The sequence below is a fragment of the Brooklawnia cerclae genome (assembly GCF_011758645.1).
Taxonomy (GTDB): Bacteria; Actinomycetota; Actinomycetes; order Propionibacteriales; family Propionibacteriaceae; genus Brooklawnia; species Brooklawnia cerclae.
This window is the reverse complement of record NZ_JAAMOZ010000001.1, coordinates 78,505-94,071: the sequence shown is the minus strand read 5'-3', so window position 1 is coordinate 94,071 and position 15,567 is coordinate 78,505. Positions and strand designations below refer to the sequence as shown.

Below are 15,567 nucleotides of genomic sequence, written 5' to 3'. Positions count from 1 at the left end.
CGTACCGCGCCGATGGTCAAAAGAACTCGGCCTGTGGAAAACCGCTCCCCTCAGTTCGCCGGCTGCTGCGTCTGAGCGGCGGCGAGGGCTTCGTCCAGCAGACGCCGCTCACGACGTCGCCAACGCACCAGCAGCACCACACCCGCCACCACCACGATCGCTCCGAGGATCGTCCATGGCACAGCCCACGTCATCGTCGAAGCCGTCACAGCATCCGGCAGGGGATCGGAAGCCGCCGTCCCGTCGGCCGCCAACGGAGTCACCGTCACGTCGGCGAACAGCAGCAACCACGCCGGCACGCCTTCTAGGTCCGCGGTGATGTGCGCCGTCTTCCCCGGCATCAGATTCTTCGTGTCGGCCAGTTGCCACTCATGCCGTCCTAGGCCGAACGGCCCCTTCACGACAACACTCGTGGCCGCGGACACCCGCGAGTTGCCCGCATTCGCCAGATCGAAGCTCACCCGCGCCGTGCCGTCGAACGGATTCCAGCCGCCGTCGTAGCCCGACACCAGGCCGCTCATCGTCATGCCTGGACTCACCGGGCCGTCCACCCGCAAGTACACCCGGGTGCCCACATGCACCTCCACCGGCGTGCTGATTCCGTCCGACCCCGGTTGCGTCGTCGTGTAGATCGCCGCGATCCCGCCCGCGTGGTCGCCCGGGGTCGCGTCGGCCGGCACGGTCAACGTGAATGGCACGTTGGCTTGTTCGCCGGGCTGCAGCCTCACAGCGGCACCCAATGTCGGCAGACATGCCTGCGCTTGATCGGCGGTGATGTCGGGGCAGGTGGACGCTTCGCCGTTCACCGACGTCCATGCCCCTATATCGGTGGAGGGCACGTCTGTGCCCACCAAGGTGAACTCACCGGAACCGTAGTCGGTGGTGGCGTCCTCACCCACCAGCCGAACGGTTATCTCGCTCGTCGACGAATTGGTCACGGCCACCCAGTCGCTGATCACCGTACTGGGCGCCACATTGAAGTCGAACCGCTCGCGCCCGTCGGGGCCGGTCGCCGTCGATGGCTGTACACCGAAGGTGACGTCTGCCGCGTCGGCAAACGCTTGGCTTCCACCGCCCACACCCGCGAACGAGGCCACGACGAGCAGTACGACGCTGAGCACACCGAGACGGTGGATTAGCCCATGGGCGGAAAGACGACCCGTCGTAGAACTATTCGGAGTTCGGGTAGTGAGCGGAACGAGGGAAAAAACAGAATCCGGGGCCGAAGAAGGCTCGGGAGAAAGAAGGACAGGACGGCGAGAGATCATCGGGAGCACTCCAACGGCCAGTGGCTGAAAACGTGAGCAGAGACAGGCATGGGAAACAGCGGACACAAGGTCGGAAAGCCGACGGGCATCGAAGACGGGGCGGCACCGCGCGAATGCTCCCGTCGCCCGGCATGAACCGGACGACGAGAGCACCCGAACATCATCGCTCAAGCCGGGATCAGATGAGGATCAGGGTGAGCTTCGAGGAGTAGTTGCCCGCAGCGCTGTCGCTCGGGACGACCAGTTTGAGGCCAGCGTTCACCGTGGTCGTCACGTTCGTGTCGGCCGAGGCGGCGCCGGTGGCCAGCGGCGAGGACTTCGACAGGTCGCTGGACGCACTGCCCGCTTCGCCCGCACCGGACTCCTTGCTCGGGGTCCAGCTCAGCGCGGACGCCGAGATCGTTCCCGCACCGGTGAAGTCGGAAGCCGTACCACTGAGCGTCCACGCATCGGCGCTCGCGTCCCGGCGATCGTCATTCACGGTCACCGAGCCGAGTTGGCCGGTGGCCTCCCATGCCTGGCCCTCGGAACGAGCCCCACCGGTCAGGGTGCTGACACCCGGCGCAAGGGAGATCGTCAAGCCGCCGGCCACGGTGGTGCCGCCGACCTCGGGCACGTTCACCTTGATGTTGGTGTCATTGCTGTCGCTCGGTGTAGTGGGCTCCTCTGCGGCGAGAGTGGTGAAGGTGACCGTGTTGTCCGACGCCGCGTAGGCATCATCACCGGGGTAGGCAGCGGTGAAGGTGTACTCGGTGCCCGCAGTCAGGCCCGGCACATCCGCCGTGGCCACGCCATCGGTCACCGTTCCGGTCGCGGTAATGCTGCCGCTGGTGAACGTCACCGTGCCGGTGGCCTCAGCCGGGGACACTGTGGCGGTCAACGTGGCCGAGGTCTGGGCCACATTCGAGGACGCGACCGTCGTGGTGGTCGGGGTCTTCTCCGTCGAGGTGCCGGACACGATCTTCCATGTGGTGTCGGTGTCCTTCTGGATGGTAGCGGCGAAGTACAGCGCACTATCCAACGGAGTGAGCGCGCCAGTGTTCGGATCGTAGGTGGCCTCACATGTCAGAAGAACCTTTGCCGACGCCCCTACGCTGACCTCAGTCCACGCGGCCCTGTCGTTTAGAGCCCGTGATGTGGTGGCCGCATAATTTCCGGTCAGCACGATCGCGCTGCCGTTCAAGCCGGTCGTGTTTCCGGTAGTGGAACGGATGGTTGCGATGCTGTTGAACGAGCCGGTCGCCGGATTCAACAAGACCACACGCGACCACGTCCTGTAGCCATCAGGACAGCCGGTACCGTCGGCCCGCTGGGCTGAGAGCTGCGTGAACGGCGGGGTGTCGGTCGAGTTGCCGCTCGTCGGGGTGACCGTCAACTCCCCAAGGTAGTTGGAGTCGGTGGAGTCACCTATAGCGGCGTGGGCAGAAACAGTGTTGAACATTGTAGCCGCAAGGGCACCGACGGCGGCCGCCACGAAACAGGCCCGCAACCGACGAGAGGCCTGGGATCGGTTGATAGTCATCACTAAGTACCTTTCTCGGTCTGCTGGCAACGGCCCTGGGGAACGACGTCTCCGCCCCCGGGACCTTGCTGCTTAACGACCGGCTCTACACTTCTGGTCCGAAGCGCTTCTGGGTTCAATATCCGGGCCGTAGATGACGATCCCGGGTGGTTCCGGGGCGTTGAACCGGCAACGCCCCGGAACCACGTTCTTCATCTAGGTCTCAAACGAGATCTAGATTCGATGGCTCAGGACTGGTAGGAGTTGTAGCCTGCGATTGCACCAAGCGTGTCAGCGGTGCCAGTGCCGAAGCCGTAGTTGGTGATCGTGCTCTGCAGCGCGGTGCTGCCGATCCACGGGATGTCCGCAGTGCCGCTGTTGATCAAGAACTTGGCCAGCAGCCTGTCCGCATCCGTGGTCGGGTTGGTCAGACGCGCGGTGGTGGCCACGAAGTAGACGTCCCGCTTGATCGGGAAGCTCGAGTTCAGCGCCCCGCCGCTAGTCGGAGCTACATTACCGACCGAGTTCAACTCTGCGCCGTGACGACGATCAGTCACACCGGAAAGGGTGCCCTCTGCCGCGTTGGTCTGCGCGACGTACTGCGCGATCGAGAACGGCACAATCGCCGTCTCCCAGTTCTGGTTGCCCTGCTCGGCCTGCTCGGTTTCCGTCGCAGCCTCCGGCTTAGTCACCACAAGCCCGTTGTGCTCCTGCACATCGGTCGTTGTGGTGACCTCGGTGTCGGGGTTGTACAGCCCGAATGTGTCACTCACTCCAGCCGGCAGACTGCTGTTGCTGAAGCCAAGGGTGCTCGCCCAGAACGAGCGGGTGCCCGAGCCGGACTGTGGCACGTAGACGTTCAGCTTCGTGTAGCCCGAACCGTCAGCAGGGTTGCCCGCGCCGGAGTAGAACTTGTAGGTGACGCTGCTGATCGTGCCCTCCAGATAGCCGTTACCCTGGAAGATGTTCCGCAGAGTCAGATCCGCAGGGTGGACCGTCCCCGTCTCAGAATCCCACGTTCCAACGCCATCCTGGGAGACGTCACCTTCCAAGATCCCACTCGGAATGGCCGAGTCGGACGAGGTCGCGTAGGTGACGGCGTCCACACCGACCGGCACGTAGGCCAGCGCGCTTACCGTAGAGGTCGTGTACTTGCTCGAGGAGCGAGCGATGTCAACCTGACCGGAGAGGTTCGCGCCGCCCCAGATGGTGCCCTGTGCCGAGGCGCTCAGCGCCTTGACACCGTCGCCCGAGCCGTTCGGCCGGGTGAACGACACGCCACCGGAACGGGTCTGGATCGTGGAGCTGCCGGTCGCGTCGTAGGACGCCAGCTTGAGCGTGCTGGTGCCGCTGACGTTGCCGAGCGCGGTGCTGAGGCCGTTGCCGAAGTCCTGCAGCGTATCGCTGCCGACCGCAACGAGCTGACCATAGGTGCTCGTCGAGGCCGGATCGGCGGAGGCCTGGCTGCTGAAGCCAGTCAGCGCGAGCCCGGTCGTGAGAATGCCCGCGAGGGCACCGATCACGACTCTTTTGATTGTTTTCATTTTGCCAGTTATCCTCTTCTGGTTGTATCAGGAGCCACCCAGGTGGGAGGCTCCATGCGGCCCGGTGTGACCTTTCCCAGGGGACTACGCCGGGCCGTTTCCTTCCCTTGTCCGGCGGGTGCCGGGGGAAGAAACCTTTGTGTTGTTCATTTGTCGCTCCTGCGCCGCAGGAGGAGGGGCGCCACCGCCGCGCCGACGCTGCCCACCAGGAGCATGGCGCCGAGCGCGGCGGCGCCGATGAACGCGGCGGTCGAGCCGCGCTCGGTAGTGGCGGCCTGGCTGTATTCGGTGGTCGACTGCGAGGCGTTGGAGCTCGGCGTGGAGTCGTCCGCCGATGTCGCAGGGTTCGTGGCCTGAGTGCCAGCCGACCCGTCGCCCGTCGAGGAACTCTGGTCACCATCCGAGGTCGTGCCGCCACTACCCGTGTCGCCATCACCCGTGGAGGGCAGCCAGTTGCGGATGCGCTCGGCCGCGGCCAGGGCCTGAGCCACCAGCTCATCGGTCAGTGGCGCGTAGCCCCATGGCAGCTGGCCAGGGCGGGTTCCGGACGCCTGCCCCGTGGTGACCGCGAACTCGATCAGGTCGGCGTAGGACTCCCGGTCCTCGGCGCTCACCTCAGGCAGGTCCAGCGCCCCGTAGGTCACCAGTGTGAGCGGGTAGGAGTCGCTGGAGAGCTTCGAGAAGTCGGCCCAAATGGTGCCCGACGTGTCATCCTGTGCGGTCTGCGCCGACAGCGCCGCGGTCATCGTGCCCTCGGTGGGCGAGACGAAAACGCCCTCTTGGTTGGGCAGCTGCAGCTGCGCCGTGGCTAGCGCGTTCTTCTCGGCCGAGGCCGTGTCGGTAGTGCCCAGCACCCCGATCCTGGGCGGGAATTGCACGCTGTCGCTGGTTTTCCACACGCCAGCCTCCTGTGCGCTGTTCATGGCGGTGGGGTCCCACGTCGCCCGCTTCGTGTCGGCCTTGGCCACCCGGCTCGCGACGTCGGAGAAGGTCTCGCCGTAGGGGTTGTAGGCCGTGGTGTCCGTTCGCGAGCGCACGGCGGTCGCCAGCCCACCCGCGGTTACGATCCTCCACGGAACTTCGGTCTCGTCGGCCTGCGGGAAAGTATCGATTACGCCTGTGGCAAGGTTCAGCGGGTTACCGTCGGAGTCGGTGAGCCCGACCTCGCGGTACACCGTGTTGCCGCTCGCGTCAGTCACCAGCTGGATGGTGCTGACCGTCTGTGCCCCTTCGGTCGTGACCACCTCTTCGGTCTCCGGTACCTTCGCGTTCGGATCGCCCTTGGGCAGGTAGTAGGGGTTGATCGTCATGCCAGAGTTTCCCTCGTCACCGGCCAGCACGTTGTCGGTCTTCCCCTCCAGGAAGGCCCGGGCCTTGTCGTCAGACTGCAGGTACTGCCACAGCAGGCGGATGCCGTCGGAGCCCGAGGGGCCCATGATGATCATGTCGGCCAGGCCGTAGGGATACGGGCTAACGCTGATATCGGGGTTCAGCGCCTTGAACTCGGGATCGTTCAGAAGGGTGCTCGGATTCTTGGACGACAGGTGCTCGTAGTGGAAGTTGGACGTGTAGGACGGCACCGCGGACGTGTATGACTGCGTCAAAAGCTTCGCGAGGAGCCGCGGTGTGAGCTTGATATCGTTCTGCACGCCTTTCGTGCCGATGATGTTGAAGCCGATCGTGATACCGGAGATCGCCAGCGGGGCATAGGCCACCTCGGCGTTGTCGTAGGCGTCGTAGTCCGTCTCGTCCAGCTCTTCGCGTTTGATCGCGCGCGAGGTGAGGCCGAAATCGTAGATGCCCTGTAGCAGGTTGCTGCGGGCCCGTGAGTCGGAGGCGGTGCTGTAGCTGTAGCCCTGGCCCTCGTCGGTGCAAATGCCGCGCTGCCACGATTGCATCGCCTGGATCATCAGCTGCGAGCCGCCGACGGTGTGCGTCGTGCCGGCAGCGTCGCAGGCGGTGGTTGGGGACTGGAAGTCGAGCGGGATCACGATCCGGTTGTCCCAGTAGTCCGCGTCGGTGTCCAGCGGCCCGCCCCACTGCGCCCCGGCTTGGCCGTAGGAGGCGCCGTAGTGCGAACTCGACTTACCGTAGATCGTGCCTCGGGGCACGATCACGATCGAGCAGGAGCGCGGACTCCCGTCGTCGTCGGCGCCGCAGCCCAGCCACGGCGCCGAGGTGCTGCTCTGCAGAGCGAAGTGCACCGCCGTCGTGCCGTCGGCCTTCACCGGCCAGGCCAGCACGTCGTTGGTCGTCGAGGGGCTGAGCAGATTGCCCAACAGCGAGGCACCGTCGGGGGCGAGGTACTCGTTTGACCAGTACTCCTTGTCTTGCACCGTGCGGAACGGGACAGACCCGTCGCGAGCGCCCCCATCGGTGTACACCACCGTCTGGGCGACGAGCGCCTGCGAACTACTACTGCCCAACACAAGCCCGCCCCACTGGCAGGTCTCCTCGAAATCGTCGTCCGTCGGGTCGCCCCAGCACTGCATCACCTGCAGGTAGTTCTGCACGTACGACGGGTAGCCGGTGGACGAGCTGATCCCCGGCATGCCCGAGTGTCCGGATACGCTGCCTCCCGGCATGCCCGTCACGTCGATGGTGATCGTCTGGTCGGTCAGGTCCTCGGTCTGGCTGACCGTGACCTGCAGGTTCTTGAAGTCGTCGTAGTGCGGGTTCCGCGACAGTCCCTTTTCCTCGCTCAGCCACGTCGTCTCGCGCTCCGGCTGCAGGCTGGCGGCGGTCGAATCGTCGTTCAGCCACTTCACCGTCAGCGACGAGCCCGAGTCCGTCTCGTCGGCGCTGGCCATCACCGGTGAGAGGCCGGTACTCCCGAACGCAGCGACCAGTGCCAGGGCCGCGATCAGCGCTCCGGCGCGGGGCCGAAGGCGTTTCGGCCGCGCAACTCCGGCAAACGGAAACTCCCGAGCGACGGCAGAAGACGAGCCGGAAGAGAGGGAAGAGAGGTCTGTTCCTCGACCCTCATGAGCTTCGCCTGTCGTTTGGCCAGCGCGATCTCCTTGGCCTGCGCGGAACCCTTCTTCGGGCCTTGATCCCTGTGTTTCCTGCGCAAGAGCTTCTGCTGACGCCTCTTCTGCTGCTCGCGCTCGCGTCGCCGTCGATCCTTCTGCCGTTCCATGGGGTGCGCCTCCTGGGGGATTGGTCTGTTCGCCGCGCCGGGCGGCGAGAGCGACCGGGAGCGAGGTGAATCCCTCGCCCACGGAGCATGGGAGAACGCCATTCCGGCCCATGTGGGGGGCGTTCCAGGGACGGAGGATCCCGGCCCACCGGGCACGCAGGATGCGCGACACGAGGCTCATGCCTGGTACCTCCTCGCGAACGGGATGACTTGACCGTTCCGGGGAGAAGCCGGCGCGGTCGAACTGGAAACCGGTGAAGAAGCGGGCGGGGCCGGCGGGGCAGGTGGTGGCAAGACCGAGAGATCAACCGAGAGGTCAACGGCCGGCGCACCACGGCGGCGCCGGGCGACCACCAGGGGCGGAAGCACCGCCAAGCCCACACCCATCGCGCCGACCGCGATCATGGCCAGCACCAGGAAGGGATTCGTCCAGGCGACAGGGACGGACTGCGGGCTCCCGGCCACCACGGCGGCCGCGCCGTTCTGGTTGTTCAAGCCACTGCCGGTCGACCCGTCGCTGACGGCATCAGTGGCCGCGTCCGGGTTGTCCGACGTGTTGTCGCCGTTGGTGCCATTCCCGTTGGTGCCATTCCCGCCCGTCCTGTCGCCGCCGTCACCACCACTGCTGGTGTCGGTATCCCGGGTCGTGTCGGTCTCGGTGTCCTTGGCGCCGCCGGTGCCCTTGGAGCACTGGATGGGACCCTGCTTGTCGCAGTCGGCGGGGTACGGCGCCTCGTTGGCGAGCCGGTTCGTGCCGTCGGTGGTGAATGTCGGGTTGTTGCAGTCGCCGATGCCCTTGATGGTGGGGTTTCCGCCCTTGATCTTCTGGATCTGCTTCTGACCGCCCTGCACCAGGTTGATCGGCAGGGGGCTGTAGCCCAGCGACTCGGCCTGTTGCTGGCCTTCGCACAAGAAGTAGGCTCCGAAGTCCGCGAGCGTCAGGCCCTTCTCCTCGGTGAAGTTGTAGCCCAGCGTTGTGGGCAGGATGATGTACGAATAGCTCGACAGGGGGTAGGTGCGCGCATCCGTGTCGCCATACACGTCGTGCAGGTCCTGGGTGAGGTAGTCGGGGCTCGACTCGTCCTCGTTGATATGGGCTTGCAACAACGCCACCGCCACGTTGGCGGCCGTCGGCTCGACGTAGTAGCCGGCATTGTTCAGCATTTTCACCACCGGGAACTTCGAGTTCAGGGCGTACGAGTACTCCACGAAGGTGATCGAGCCCACTGCATGCGACTGAGCCACATATCCCGCCACACCGTTGGCGCCCGCCCGCGAGACGAACCCGCTGCCCGCCACCACTGGGTAGTTCGAGGTGACGCCGCACGCCCCGTTGATGAGCGGGCGGCCCACCTTGTTGCAGTAGTCGTTCCACAGCGAGGTCTGCTCCTGGCGCATCCACAGCGTGAACTGGGCACTGGTTCCCGAGCCGTCGGAGCGCACCACCGGCACGATCGGAGTGGCCGGCAGGGCCAGCTGCGGGTTGTCCGCCTGGATCGCCGGATCGTTCCACACCGTGATCACCCCGGTGAAGATCTTCGCGATCGTCTCGCCCGACAGCCTCAGGTTGGTCACCTGCTTGCCACCGATCTGAAGGTTGTACATGAAGCTCGTGCCGCCGGCCACGATCGGCATGTAGGCGAAGCCGCGGGCCGGGCGGGAATCGCCCTCGTTGGAGTTCGAGATGGCGTAGGGAATCTCGGAGACACCGAAGTCGGCGGTGCCGTTCGCGAAGTCGTTGCGGCCTTGCGTCGAACCCGACTCGCTGTAGGTGATTTTCCACTGGTAGTTCGCCCACACATTGCGGATCCACGCCTGCAAAGCGTTGGCCGACCAGGTGGACCCGGAACCGGTGATCGGCGAGTGGAACGCACCCTCAGCCATGGCTTGCGATCCGCCCCCGAACATTCCCGCCACGACCATCGCCAGGCTGAGCAGCATCACAAGGGTGCGGCGCAGGCCCACGCGGGCAGCGCGGCGCGAACCGACGTGAAGAAGACGGGCGATGACGATCATCGTTTGTTCTCCTGGGGGGAGTCATCAGCGACAGCGGGGGCGAATCTCTCGTCAAGAATTTCGGCGAGCTTGTCGTCGTAATATGCCGACTTCTCGGGATCGGCTCCCTTCGACCGGCTCGTCACAGAGACCCGGTCTTGCTCATCGTTGTACTGGTGGTCTTCGGGGGGTGTACCGCTCGACGTGTCGAATGCTTGGGGGTTGTCGTTCACGCGATTCAGATCCAGCAAACTTGCATAACTGACGCTAGGGACAGACAAGGAAAATTCACAGCCCTTCAATGGCAACCAATGGGTGAACAAAGAGTTTCTCCTAGCCACATCGGCGTTTTGAACCTCATACACGATTGACCTCCGCCCCCTGGCGAGCCGATGAGGGCGCGCCGAAGCGTCCTTCGAGCCGTGCCAGGTCGCGACGGCTGGCGTGTCGCGTGCGAGCGAGCTGACGGGGCGTCAAAACCCCTGCGCCGTTGCCGCCGATGATGCGTCCGATCATGAACAGCAGGAAAACGAGCACCATGAGCACCGCCGCGGCACCGAAACCACGAGCGATCTGAGTGGGCTCGGGGCTCTTCACCAAGGTGAACGTGGCGAACGGCAGCGACACCATGGGGCCGCTGAACGGGTTGAGGTTGAAGAACGTCGTGTAACCGGCAGTCAAGAGCACCGGGCTGGTCTCGCCGATACCACGGGCGGTCCCCAACACGATCGCGGTCATCAGGCCAGACCGGGAGGTGGGGAGCACCACATGCCACACGGTTCGCCAACGGCTGGCGCCGGTGGCCAGGGCGGCCTCCTTCAGGGTCTGCGGCACCAGGCGCAACACCACATCGGCCGAACGAGTGATGATCGGCAGGATCATGATCGTCACCGCCAGACTCGCGGCGAACCCCGACTTGTCGAAGCCGAGCAGCAGGATGTACGTGGCATAGATGAACAGGCCGCACACGATCGAGGGCAGGGCCGTCATCGCCTCGGTCACCGTCCGCACCATCCGGGTGAACGGCGACGGGAACTCCGACATGCACACGGCCGTCAGCAGCGCCAGCGGAATCGAGATCGCCAGCGAGATCGAGATCATGTACAGGGTGCCCAGCGCCGCGTGCGCCATGCCGCCCACGGTCAACGGATCGAGCGGGCCTGCTAATGCCAGGTCCTGCACCCAGAAGTTCCAGTGCAGGAAAGCCTCCGAGCCCCGGCCCAGCGTGAACACCACCACGACCACCAAGGCCAACAGGAGCACCACAGCCGCCGAGTGGATGATCACCGCCATCACACGGTCCTTGATCGTCACCCGGTCGTCGTCGAAGCTGATCAGCACGACGAACATCCCCAGAAACAGCACATAGGCGATCAGCACGAACGGCAACCCGCCGTGGAACGGGGTCACCTGAGTGAACAGCCAACTCGTCATGCCGATCGCCCCCGCCACGGCACCGACCAGCCGGAACACGTCCTCGCGACGTATCTTCCCCAGATTGCGCCGCTGCTCTATCCCCCGCTGGGCGGTCTGCATGGAGCCATCCGGCCCCTTCTCCCGACCCGGCACATGCGTGCGCACAACAGGCGGATTCACCACAGAGATCGCCATCGCGATCTTCCTCCTAGCTCGATGCCCCGGAACGGGATCGGTTGACGATGAAGCCGGCTACGAAGTTCACGGCCATCGTGATCAGGAACAGGACCAGACCCGCGGCCATCAGGCCCGACAGCTCGAAGTCGCTCGCCTCGCCGTAGCGCAGCGCGATCAACGAGGAAATGCTGTTCGTGCCCGTCGACAGCAGATGTGGGTTGATGACGAAGATCGGGCTGATCACCAGATAGACGGCGATCGTCTCGCCCAGCGCTCGGCCCAGGCCGAGCATCGTCCCGCCGATGATGCCGCCGACACCGAACGGGTACACCACCGAGGTGATCATTCCCCACTTCGTCGACCCCAGCGCCAGCGCGCCCTCCCGCTCGCCCGTGGGAGCCTGCGCGAACACCTCACGCATGATCGAGGCAGCGATCGGGGCGACCATCATGGCCACCACCAGGCCTGCCAGCGTGGCCGACGCGGTGAACACCGTCGGGGTGGCCAACGGGTTGTCCGGATCGAACGCGGTCACCGAGAAGATGGGAATCCAGCCGAACCAGGTACTTATCCACTGCGCCACCGGCAGCAGCCTGTTCTCGAGCCAGAACATCCCCCATAGGCCGTAGACAACCGAAGGAATGGCCGCCATCAGATCGATGATGTTGGTGAACAAGCGCTTCATACCCTCGGGGGCGTATTCCGAGATGTAGGTGGCGACGCCCAATGCGAGCGGAAGGGCGACGAGGATCGCGATCAGCGCGATCGTGATCGTCCCGAACAACACCGCCGCGACACCGAAGTGACCGCTGTTGGGCTCCCAATCCTGAGTGGTGAGGAACGACCAGCCAGCGACATCGATCGCACGGAAACCTCGCCACAGCAGGAACAGGCCGACCAACGACATGATCAGCAGCACCAGTACCCCGCCGCCGTGCGCGGTGACCTTGAATATTCGATCGCCTATACCGGCGCTGCTCGCGATCGCCCGGCTCGGGTCGACCCGTGCCGCACGAGGCGCGGGCGAGGGGTCCAGCCCCAACTCGCGCATGGATCTCCGTTCCCGATCGAGTTGGTCCAGCGCGGCATCGCGCGCCGAAGCCGGAGAGGTCGGAGCCTCCCCATCGTCGGCGGGGTTCGGCCCTTCAGGAGTCAGCATGGGCGCACATAGCCTCCGGATTCCAGATCGACTGCACGCGACCGGGACGACCGCAGTACGCGGGCCCCGGGAGACGCGCTCTCGGGTACTGCACGACGCGATCATGCTCACACCCGGTCTTGACGGACTACAACCGCCACCGGTTCCACAACTCGGCAGACACAAGGAGACATGTAATTGAACAAAGGATGACGGACCCCAGTGACCGGCGCGTGTCCAGCGGCGACCAGATAGCCAGGCGCCTGCCGAGCGTCGACAAAGACCACCCGAAAGAATGGGGAATCGGCGAGAACCGGGAGCCCGTGAGGGCACTCATCGGTCGTCGTCGACCCATGGTGCCCCCGATGCTACACGCCTGGCCTCTCGAGACGCCGGGGTCAGGTGGCAGAATCTGGAATGAATGGAGGACGATCGATCCGGGGGCGGAGGACGTCCACAGACAACCTGAGCCTGAAAGCACTCCGGAAGGAGGAGCGGGTTGCCACTCGAATTGTCGACCGACGAACCCCTGCCCCGCTTCACCCGCTGGGTCGGACGAACCAACGTGCCCGTCGCGTTCGCCGCGAACATCGGTTGCTACGTGGCCGGCCTCATACTTGTCATGCAACTGGCGCCGGATACCGAGCAGCAGACCAATGCGTGGCGCCTGGTCACCGTGTCGGGCCTCATGGGAATGCAGGCCATGCAGCTCGCCTGGATGCGCAAACAGGTGGTCGGCACGATGATCGCGTCCCTGGTCATGTGGCAATCGGCCATCCTCGTGGGTGGCAACGACCCGCTCGCCGTGCAACCAGGTGTCATGTTCGCCGTGTTCACCTTCGCCACCGAATGCGCCGGGCCACTACGGCTGGCCCTGAGCCTCGGCGGCGTCCCCTGCACCGCGGCCGCGATGCTTGCTGCCGAGGCAATGTACGGGCCGATCGGCAAAGCGGTGTGGACGAGTCCCGCGCTGATCGTCCAAGCGGTGCTGATCGCGGTGGTGACCGTCGGGATGCCCGCTCTCCTCGGAGTCTGGTACGGGCAGATGCGCGACCGCTCCGAGCGAATCGCCGAACTCGCCCACCACATCATCGGCGGTGAGTCCGCGCGCACCGCCGAGGCCATCGCCGCCGAGCGTCGGACCATCGCACAGGAGATCCACGACACCACCTCGGCCCACCTGGCCGCGATGCTGGCGCTGATCATCGCCGCCCAAGCCACCACGTTGCCGCTGCCCCAGGCCAAGTTGATCGCGCAGATCCGCAATGAGGGCGAACGCCTCTACGACGGATTGCAGCGGGTGGTCACCGGCATGTACCAGGAAGATCGCACGGTCGCCACCCACTACAGAGGCGAGCGGCAAGCCGATCAACGCAGCATCGCCGAGATCGAGGCCCTCGCCGCCGAGCACCGCGCCACCGCACATGTGCCTGTCACTCTCGACACTGACACCGACCTTGACACGATCGACGAACGCCTCGGAGTATTCCGTAGCCACATTGCATATCGAGTGATCCAGGAGGCTCTCAACAACGCGCGCAAACACGCTTCGGGCGCCGCGATCACGATCACCGTCAGCGATGACGGATCCAGCGTGCTGCTGCGCGTCGAGAACAGCGGAGGTGGCTCATCGCTCAACGGCCCCGGCACCACACGACGCGGGCCCAGCCTCGGGTACGGGCTACCCGGCATGCGCGACAGGCTTGTGGCCGTGGGCGGCAGCCTGCGCACCGGCCATTTGCGCAACGGAGGCTGGAGCGTCAACGCGCTGCTGCCGCATCCCGTCGTCCGCGACCAGCACCTGCGACCGACCACTGTTCGGGACAGTGACCCGTCGGCCCCTCACAAGCACTCCCCCGTCACCCCTCCTGATGTCCCCCAAGCCCGAACGACCGGCAAGAAGGGAGTATTCGCATGATCACCACCCTCATCGTCGACGACGCGGCGGCCGTCCGGGCCAGCCTGCGACTGGTACTCGAGACCACGGATGACATCGAGGTGATCGGCGAGGCCGGGAACGGCGTCGACGCGGTGCGCCTCGCCCGTCAGCTACACCCCGACGTGGTGCTCATGGACCTGAGGATGCCCGACGGCGACGGGCTGGACGCCATCGAGGCGCTCGCGGGAATCGGCGTCGAGAAACCCGTCCCGATCATCGTGTTCACCACGTTCAACTTCGACGAATACCTCTACGGTGCGTTCGAGCGCGGGGCTGTCGGATTTCTGCTCAAGAAAAATCCCGGGGATATCGCCGCTGCGGTCCGCTCGGCCGTCAACGCGAACGCGCTGCAATCCCCCGCCGTGCGGGCGCGTCTGCAAGCCGATTTCGCGCGCGAGGCGAGTCGCAGTGGGCAACGGACACGGGCCGGCGAAGACCAGCGGCTCACCTCGGTGCTCACCGACCGGGAGCTCGAGGTCATCACCGCACTGGCCGACGGGCTGAGCAACAAACAGATCGCGAGCCGCCTCAGCCTCGGCGAGAACACCGTGAAGTGGCACATCAGCAACATGCTCGACAAGACCGGCGCCAGCGACCGCACCCAACTGGTGCTCTGGGCCGTCCAACGCGGGCTCAACCCCTCACAGTGACGGGGGCAGAGACCCCCGGCGTGAACCTACGACAGACACGAACAACCCCGGACGATCGGCACGGACGCTCACAGTGTGTAATACGTGCCCCAGCCAGGCCAGGATCCTAACGCCGCGATCGCCTTCCGCGCGTTTTGAACGACCTGTTTGCGCTGCCCCGGCAGCCACATGCGGCCGGCCACCAGCATCACTTCCGCGCCCAGCACCAACCACCATCCCCACCGATATGTCGCGGGGTCGCGTACGTACACGAGCCGCATCTCGTCGGCCTGCATGTAGACGGCTCGGGCGTCTTCGCGGGCGTCGGGTTTGCTCGCCAGGTCGTGCGCACGCATGAACAAGGACGTGTCGTCATCACGTAGGTATTCCCAGTACGCGCCACCCACCACGCGTTGATCCTGCGCGTGCTCCGCAAGCCCCAGTTCGGTCGGGTCCGCGGGACGCATCGCCAGCAGCAGGCGGCGGCGCTCCGTGCGCGAAGCGTAGAGACGATCACGCGCGGAGAACAGCACCAGCCGAGGACGGCGCAGTGGTTCGATCGCAGTACCGCCCAGATCTTCGCTCACCGTCAACTCCTCGACGCCGTGTCACCACGACCCGAAGAAGCCCCTCGGCAGTGATGCTGACACCTGCATCTCACAACAAAAACACCGTCCCCCGATGCCGGTCTCCGCGCGACCCCTGCCATTTGGCGGAGCCACCCGGCTCGGGGCGGAACCAGCGACCGCCGTCCTACTTCCGCATTTCGTGACCTGGGCCACTGACAGAGTCCCGCCAAAAGGATGGGGGCGGCCTGGTGC

The 15,567-nt window shown here is 65.4% G+C and carries 12 protein-coding genes; 2 read left to right on the top strand and 10 right to left on the bottom strand.

What is annotated here, in order from left to right:
- Positions 1–50: 50 nt before the first annotated feature.
- The 9 genes from FB473_RS00420 to pstC all read right to left on the bottom strand — a co-directional run bounded on the left by FB473_RS00420 (position 51) and on the right by pstC (position 12,199).
- A complete protein-coding gene (locus FB473_RS00420; protein WP_167163813.1) occupies positions 51–1,121 on the bottom strand; it encodes a WxL protein peptidoglycan domain-containing protein in 1,071 nt (356 codons plus the stop codon).
- A gap of 325 nt (positions 1,122–1,446) precedes the next feature.
- A complete protein-coding gene (locus FB473_RS00415) occupies positions 1,447–2,289 on the bottom strand; it encodes an Ig-like domain-containing protein (RefSeq protein ID WP_167163811.1) in 843 nt (280 codons plus the stop codon).
- 728 nt (positions 2,290–3,017) lie between these two features.
- A complete protein-coding gene (locus FB473_RS00410) occupies positions 3,018–4,292 on the bottom strand; it encodes a hypothetical protein (protein ID WP_167163809.1) in 1,275 nt (424 codons plus the stop codon).
- Positions 4,293–4,459: 167 nt separating this feature from the next.
- Positions 4,460–7,123, bottom strand: coding sequence for a hypothetical protein (locus tag FB473_RS00405; protein WP_167163807.1), 2,664 nt, complete (start codon positions 7,121–7,123; stop codon positions 4,460–4,462).
- Between the two features lie 53 nt (positions 7,124–7,176).
- Complete coding sequence (locus FB473_RS00400; RefSeq protein WP_167163805.1) at positions 7,177–7,452, bottom strand: hypothetical protein; 276 nt, start codon at positions 7,450–7,452, stop codon at positions 7,177–7,179.
- A gap of 177 nt (positions 7,453–7,629) precedes the next feature.
- On the bottom strand, positions 7,630–9,468 hold the full coding sequence (locus FB473_RS00395) for a phosphate ABC transporter substrate-binding protein PstS (protein ID WP_167163803.1): 1,839 nt from the start codon (positions 9,466–9,468) through the stop codon (positions 7,630–7,632).
- Complete coding sequence (locus FB473_RS00390) at positions 9,465–9,812, bottom strand: hypothetical protein (RefSeq protein ID WP_167163801.1); 348 nt, start codon at positions 9,810–9,812, stop codon at positions 9,465–9,467. The genes FB473_RS00395 and FB473_RS00390 overlap by 4 nt, the downstream gene beginning before the upstream one ends.
- Positions 9,805–11,058, bottom strand: a complete 1,254-nt coding sequence (pstA, locus tag FB473_RS00385) for a phosphate ABC transporter permease PstA (protein ID WP_167163799.1) — start codon at positions 11,056–11,058, stop codon at positions 9,805–9,807. The genes FB473_RS00390 and pstA overlap by 8 nt, the downstream gene beginning before the upstream one ends.
- Positions 11,059–11,071: 13 nt before the next feature.
- Positions 11,072–12,199, bottom strand: a complete 1,128-nt coding sequence (pstC, locus tag FB473_RS00380; protein WP_208390377.1) for a phosphate ABC transporter permease subunit PstC — start codon at positions 12,197–12,199, stop codon at positions 11,072–11,074.
- A gap of 478 nt (positions 12,200–12,677) precedes the next feature.
- Here pstC and FB473_RS00375 point away from each other — a divergent pair, with 478 nt between their 5' ends.
- Together FB473_RS00375 and FB473_RS00370 are read left to right on the top strand one after the other, a co-directional pair.
- Positions 12,678–14,096, top strand: coding sequence for a sensor histidine kinase (locus FB473_RS00375; protein ID WP_167163797.1), 1,419 nt, complete (start codon positions 12,678–12,680; stop codon positions 14,094–14,096).
- The gene (locus tag FB473_RS00370) at positions 14,093–14,767 is read left to right on the top strand and encodes a response regulator (protein WP_167163795.1); all 675 of its coding nucleotides are present in this window, start codon (positions 14,093–14,095) and stop codon (positions 14,765–14,767) included. The genes FB473_RS00375 and FB473_RS00370 overlap by 4 nt, the downstream gene beginning before the upstream one ends.
- 68 nt (positions 14,768–14,835) lie before the next feature.
- On the opposite strand, the gene FB473_RS00365 is transcribed toward FB473_RS00370, so the two are convergent.
- Positions 14,836–15,333 carry a hypothetical protein gene (locus FB473_RS00365; protein ID WP_167163793.1) on the bottom strand — a complete coding sequence of 166 codons (498 nt, stop codon included), beginning with the start codon at positions 15,331–15,333 and terminating at the stop codon, positions 14,836–14,838.
- Positions 15,334–15,567 lie beyond the last annotated feature (234 nt).

What these genes read in the sequence shown, in the direction of transcription:
- FB473_RS00405 (WP_167163807.1), bottom strand. Translation starts at nt 7,123, where the DNA reads ATGGCCAGCGCCGACGAGACGGACTCGGGCTCGTCGCTGACGGTGAAG.
- FB473_RS00400 (WP_167163805.1), bottom strand. Translation starts at nt 7,452, where the DNA reads ATGGAACGGCAGAAGGATCGACGGCGACGCGAGCGCGAGCAGCAGAAG.
- FB473_RS00395 (WP_167163803.1), bottom strand. Translation starts at nt 9,468, where the DNA reads ATGATCGTCATCGCCCGTCTTCTTCACGTCGGTTCGCGCCGCGCTGCC.
- pstA (WP_167163799.1), bottom strand. Translation starts at nt 11,058, where the DNA reads ATGGCGATCTCTGTGGTGAATCCGCCTGTTGTGCGCACGCATGTGCCG.
- pstC (WP_208390377.1), bottom strand. Translation starts at nt 12,199, where the DNA reads ATGCTGACTCCTGAAGGGCCGAACCCCGCCGACGATGGGGAGGCTCCG.
- FB473_RS00370 (WP_167163795.1), top strand. Translation starts at nt 14,093, where the DNA reads ATGATCACCACCCTCATCGTCGACGACGCGGCGGCCGTCCGGGCCAGC.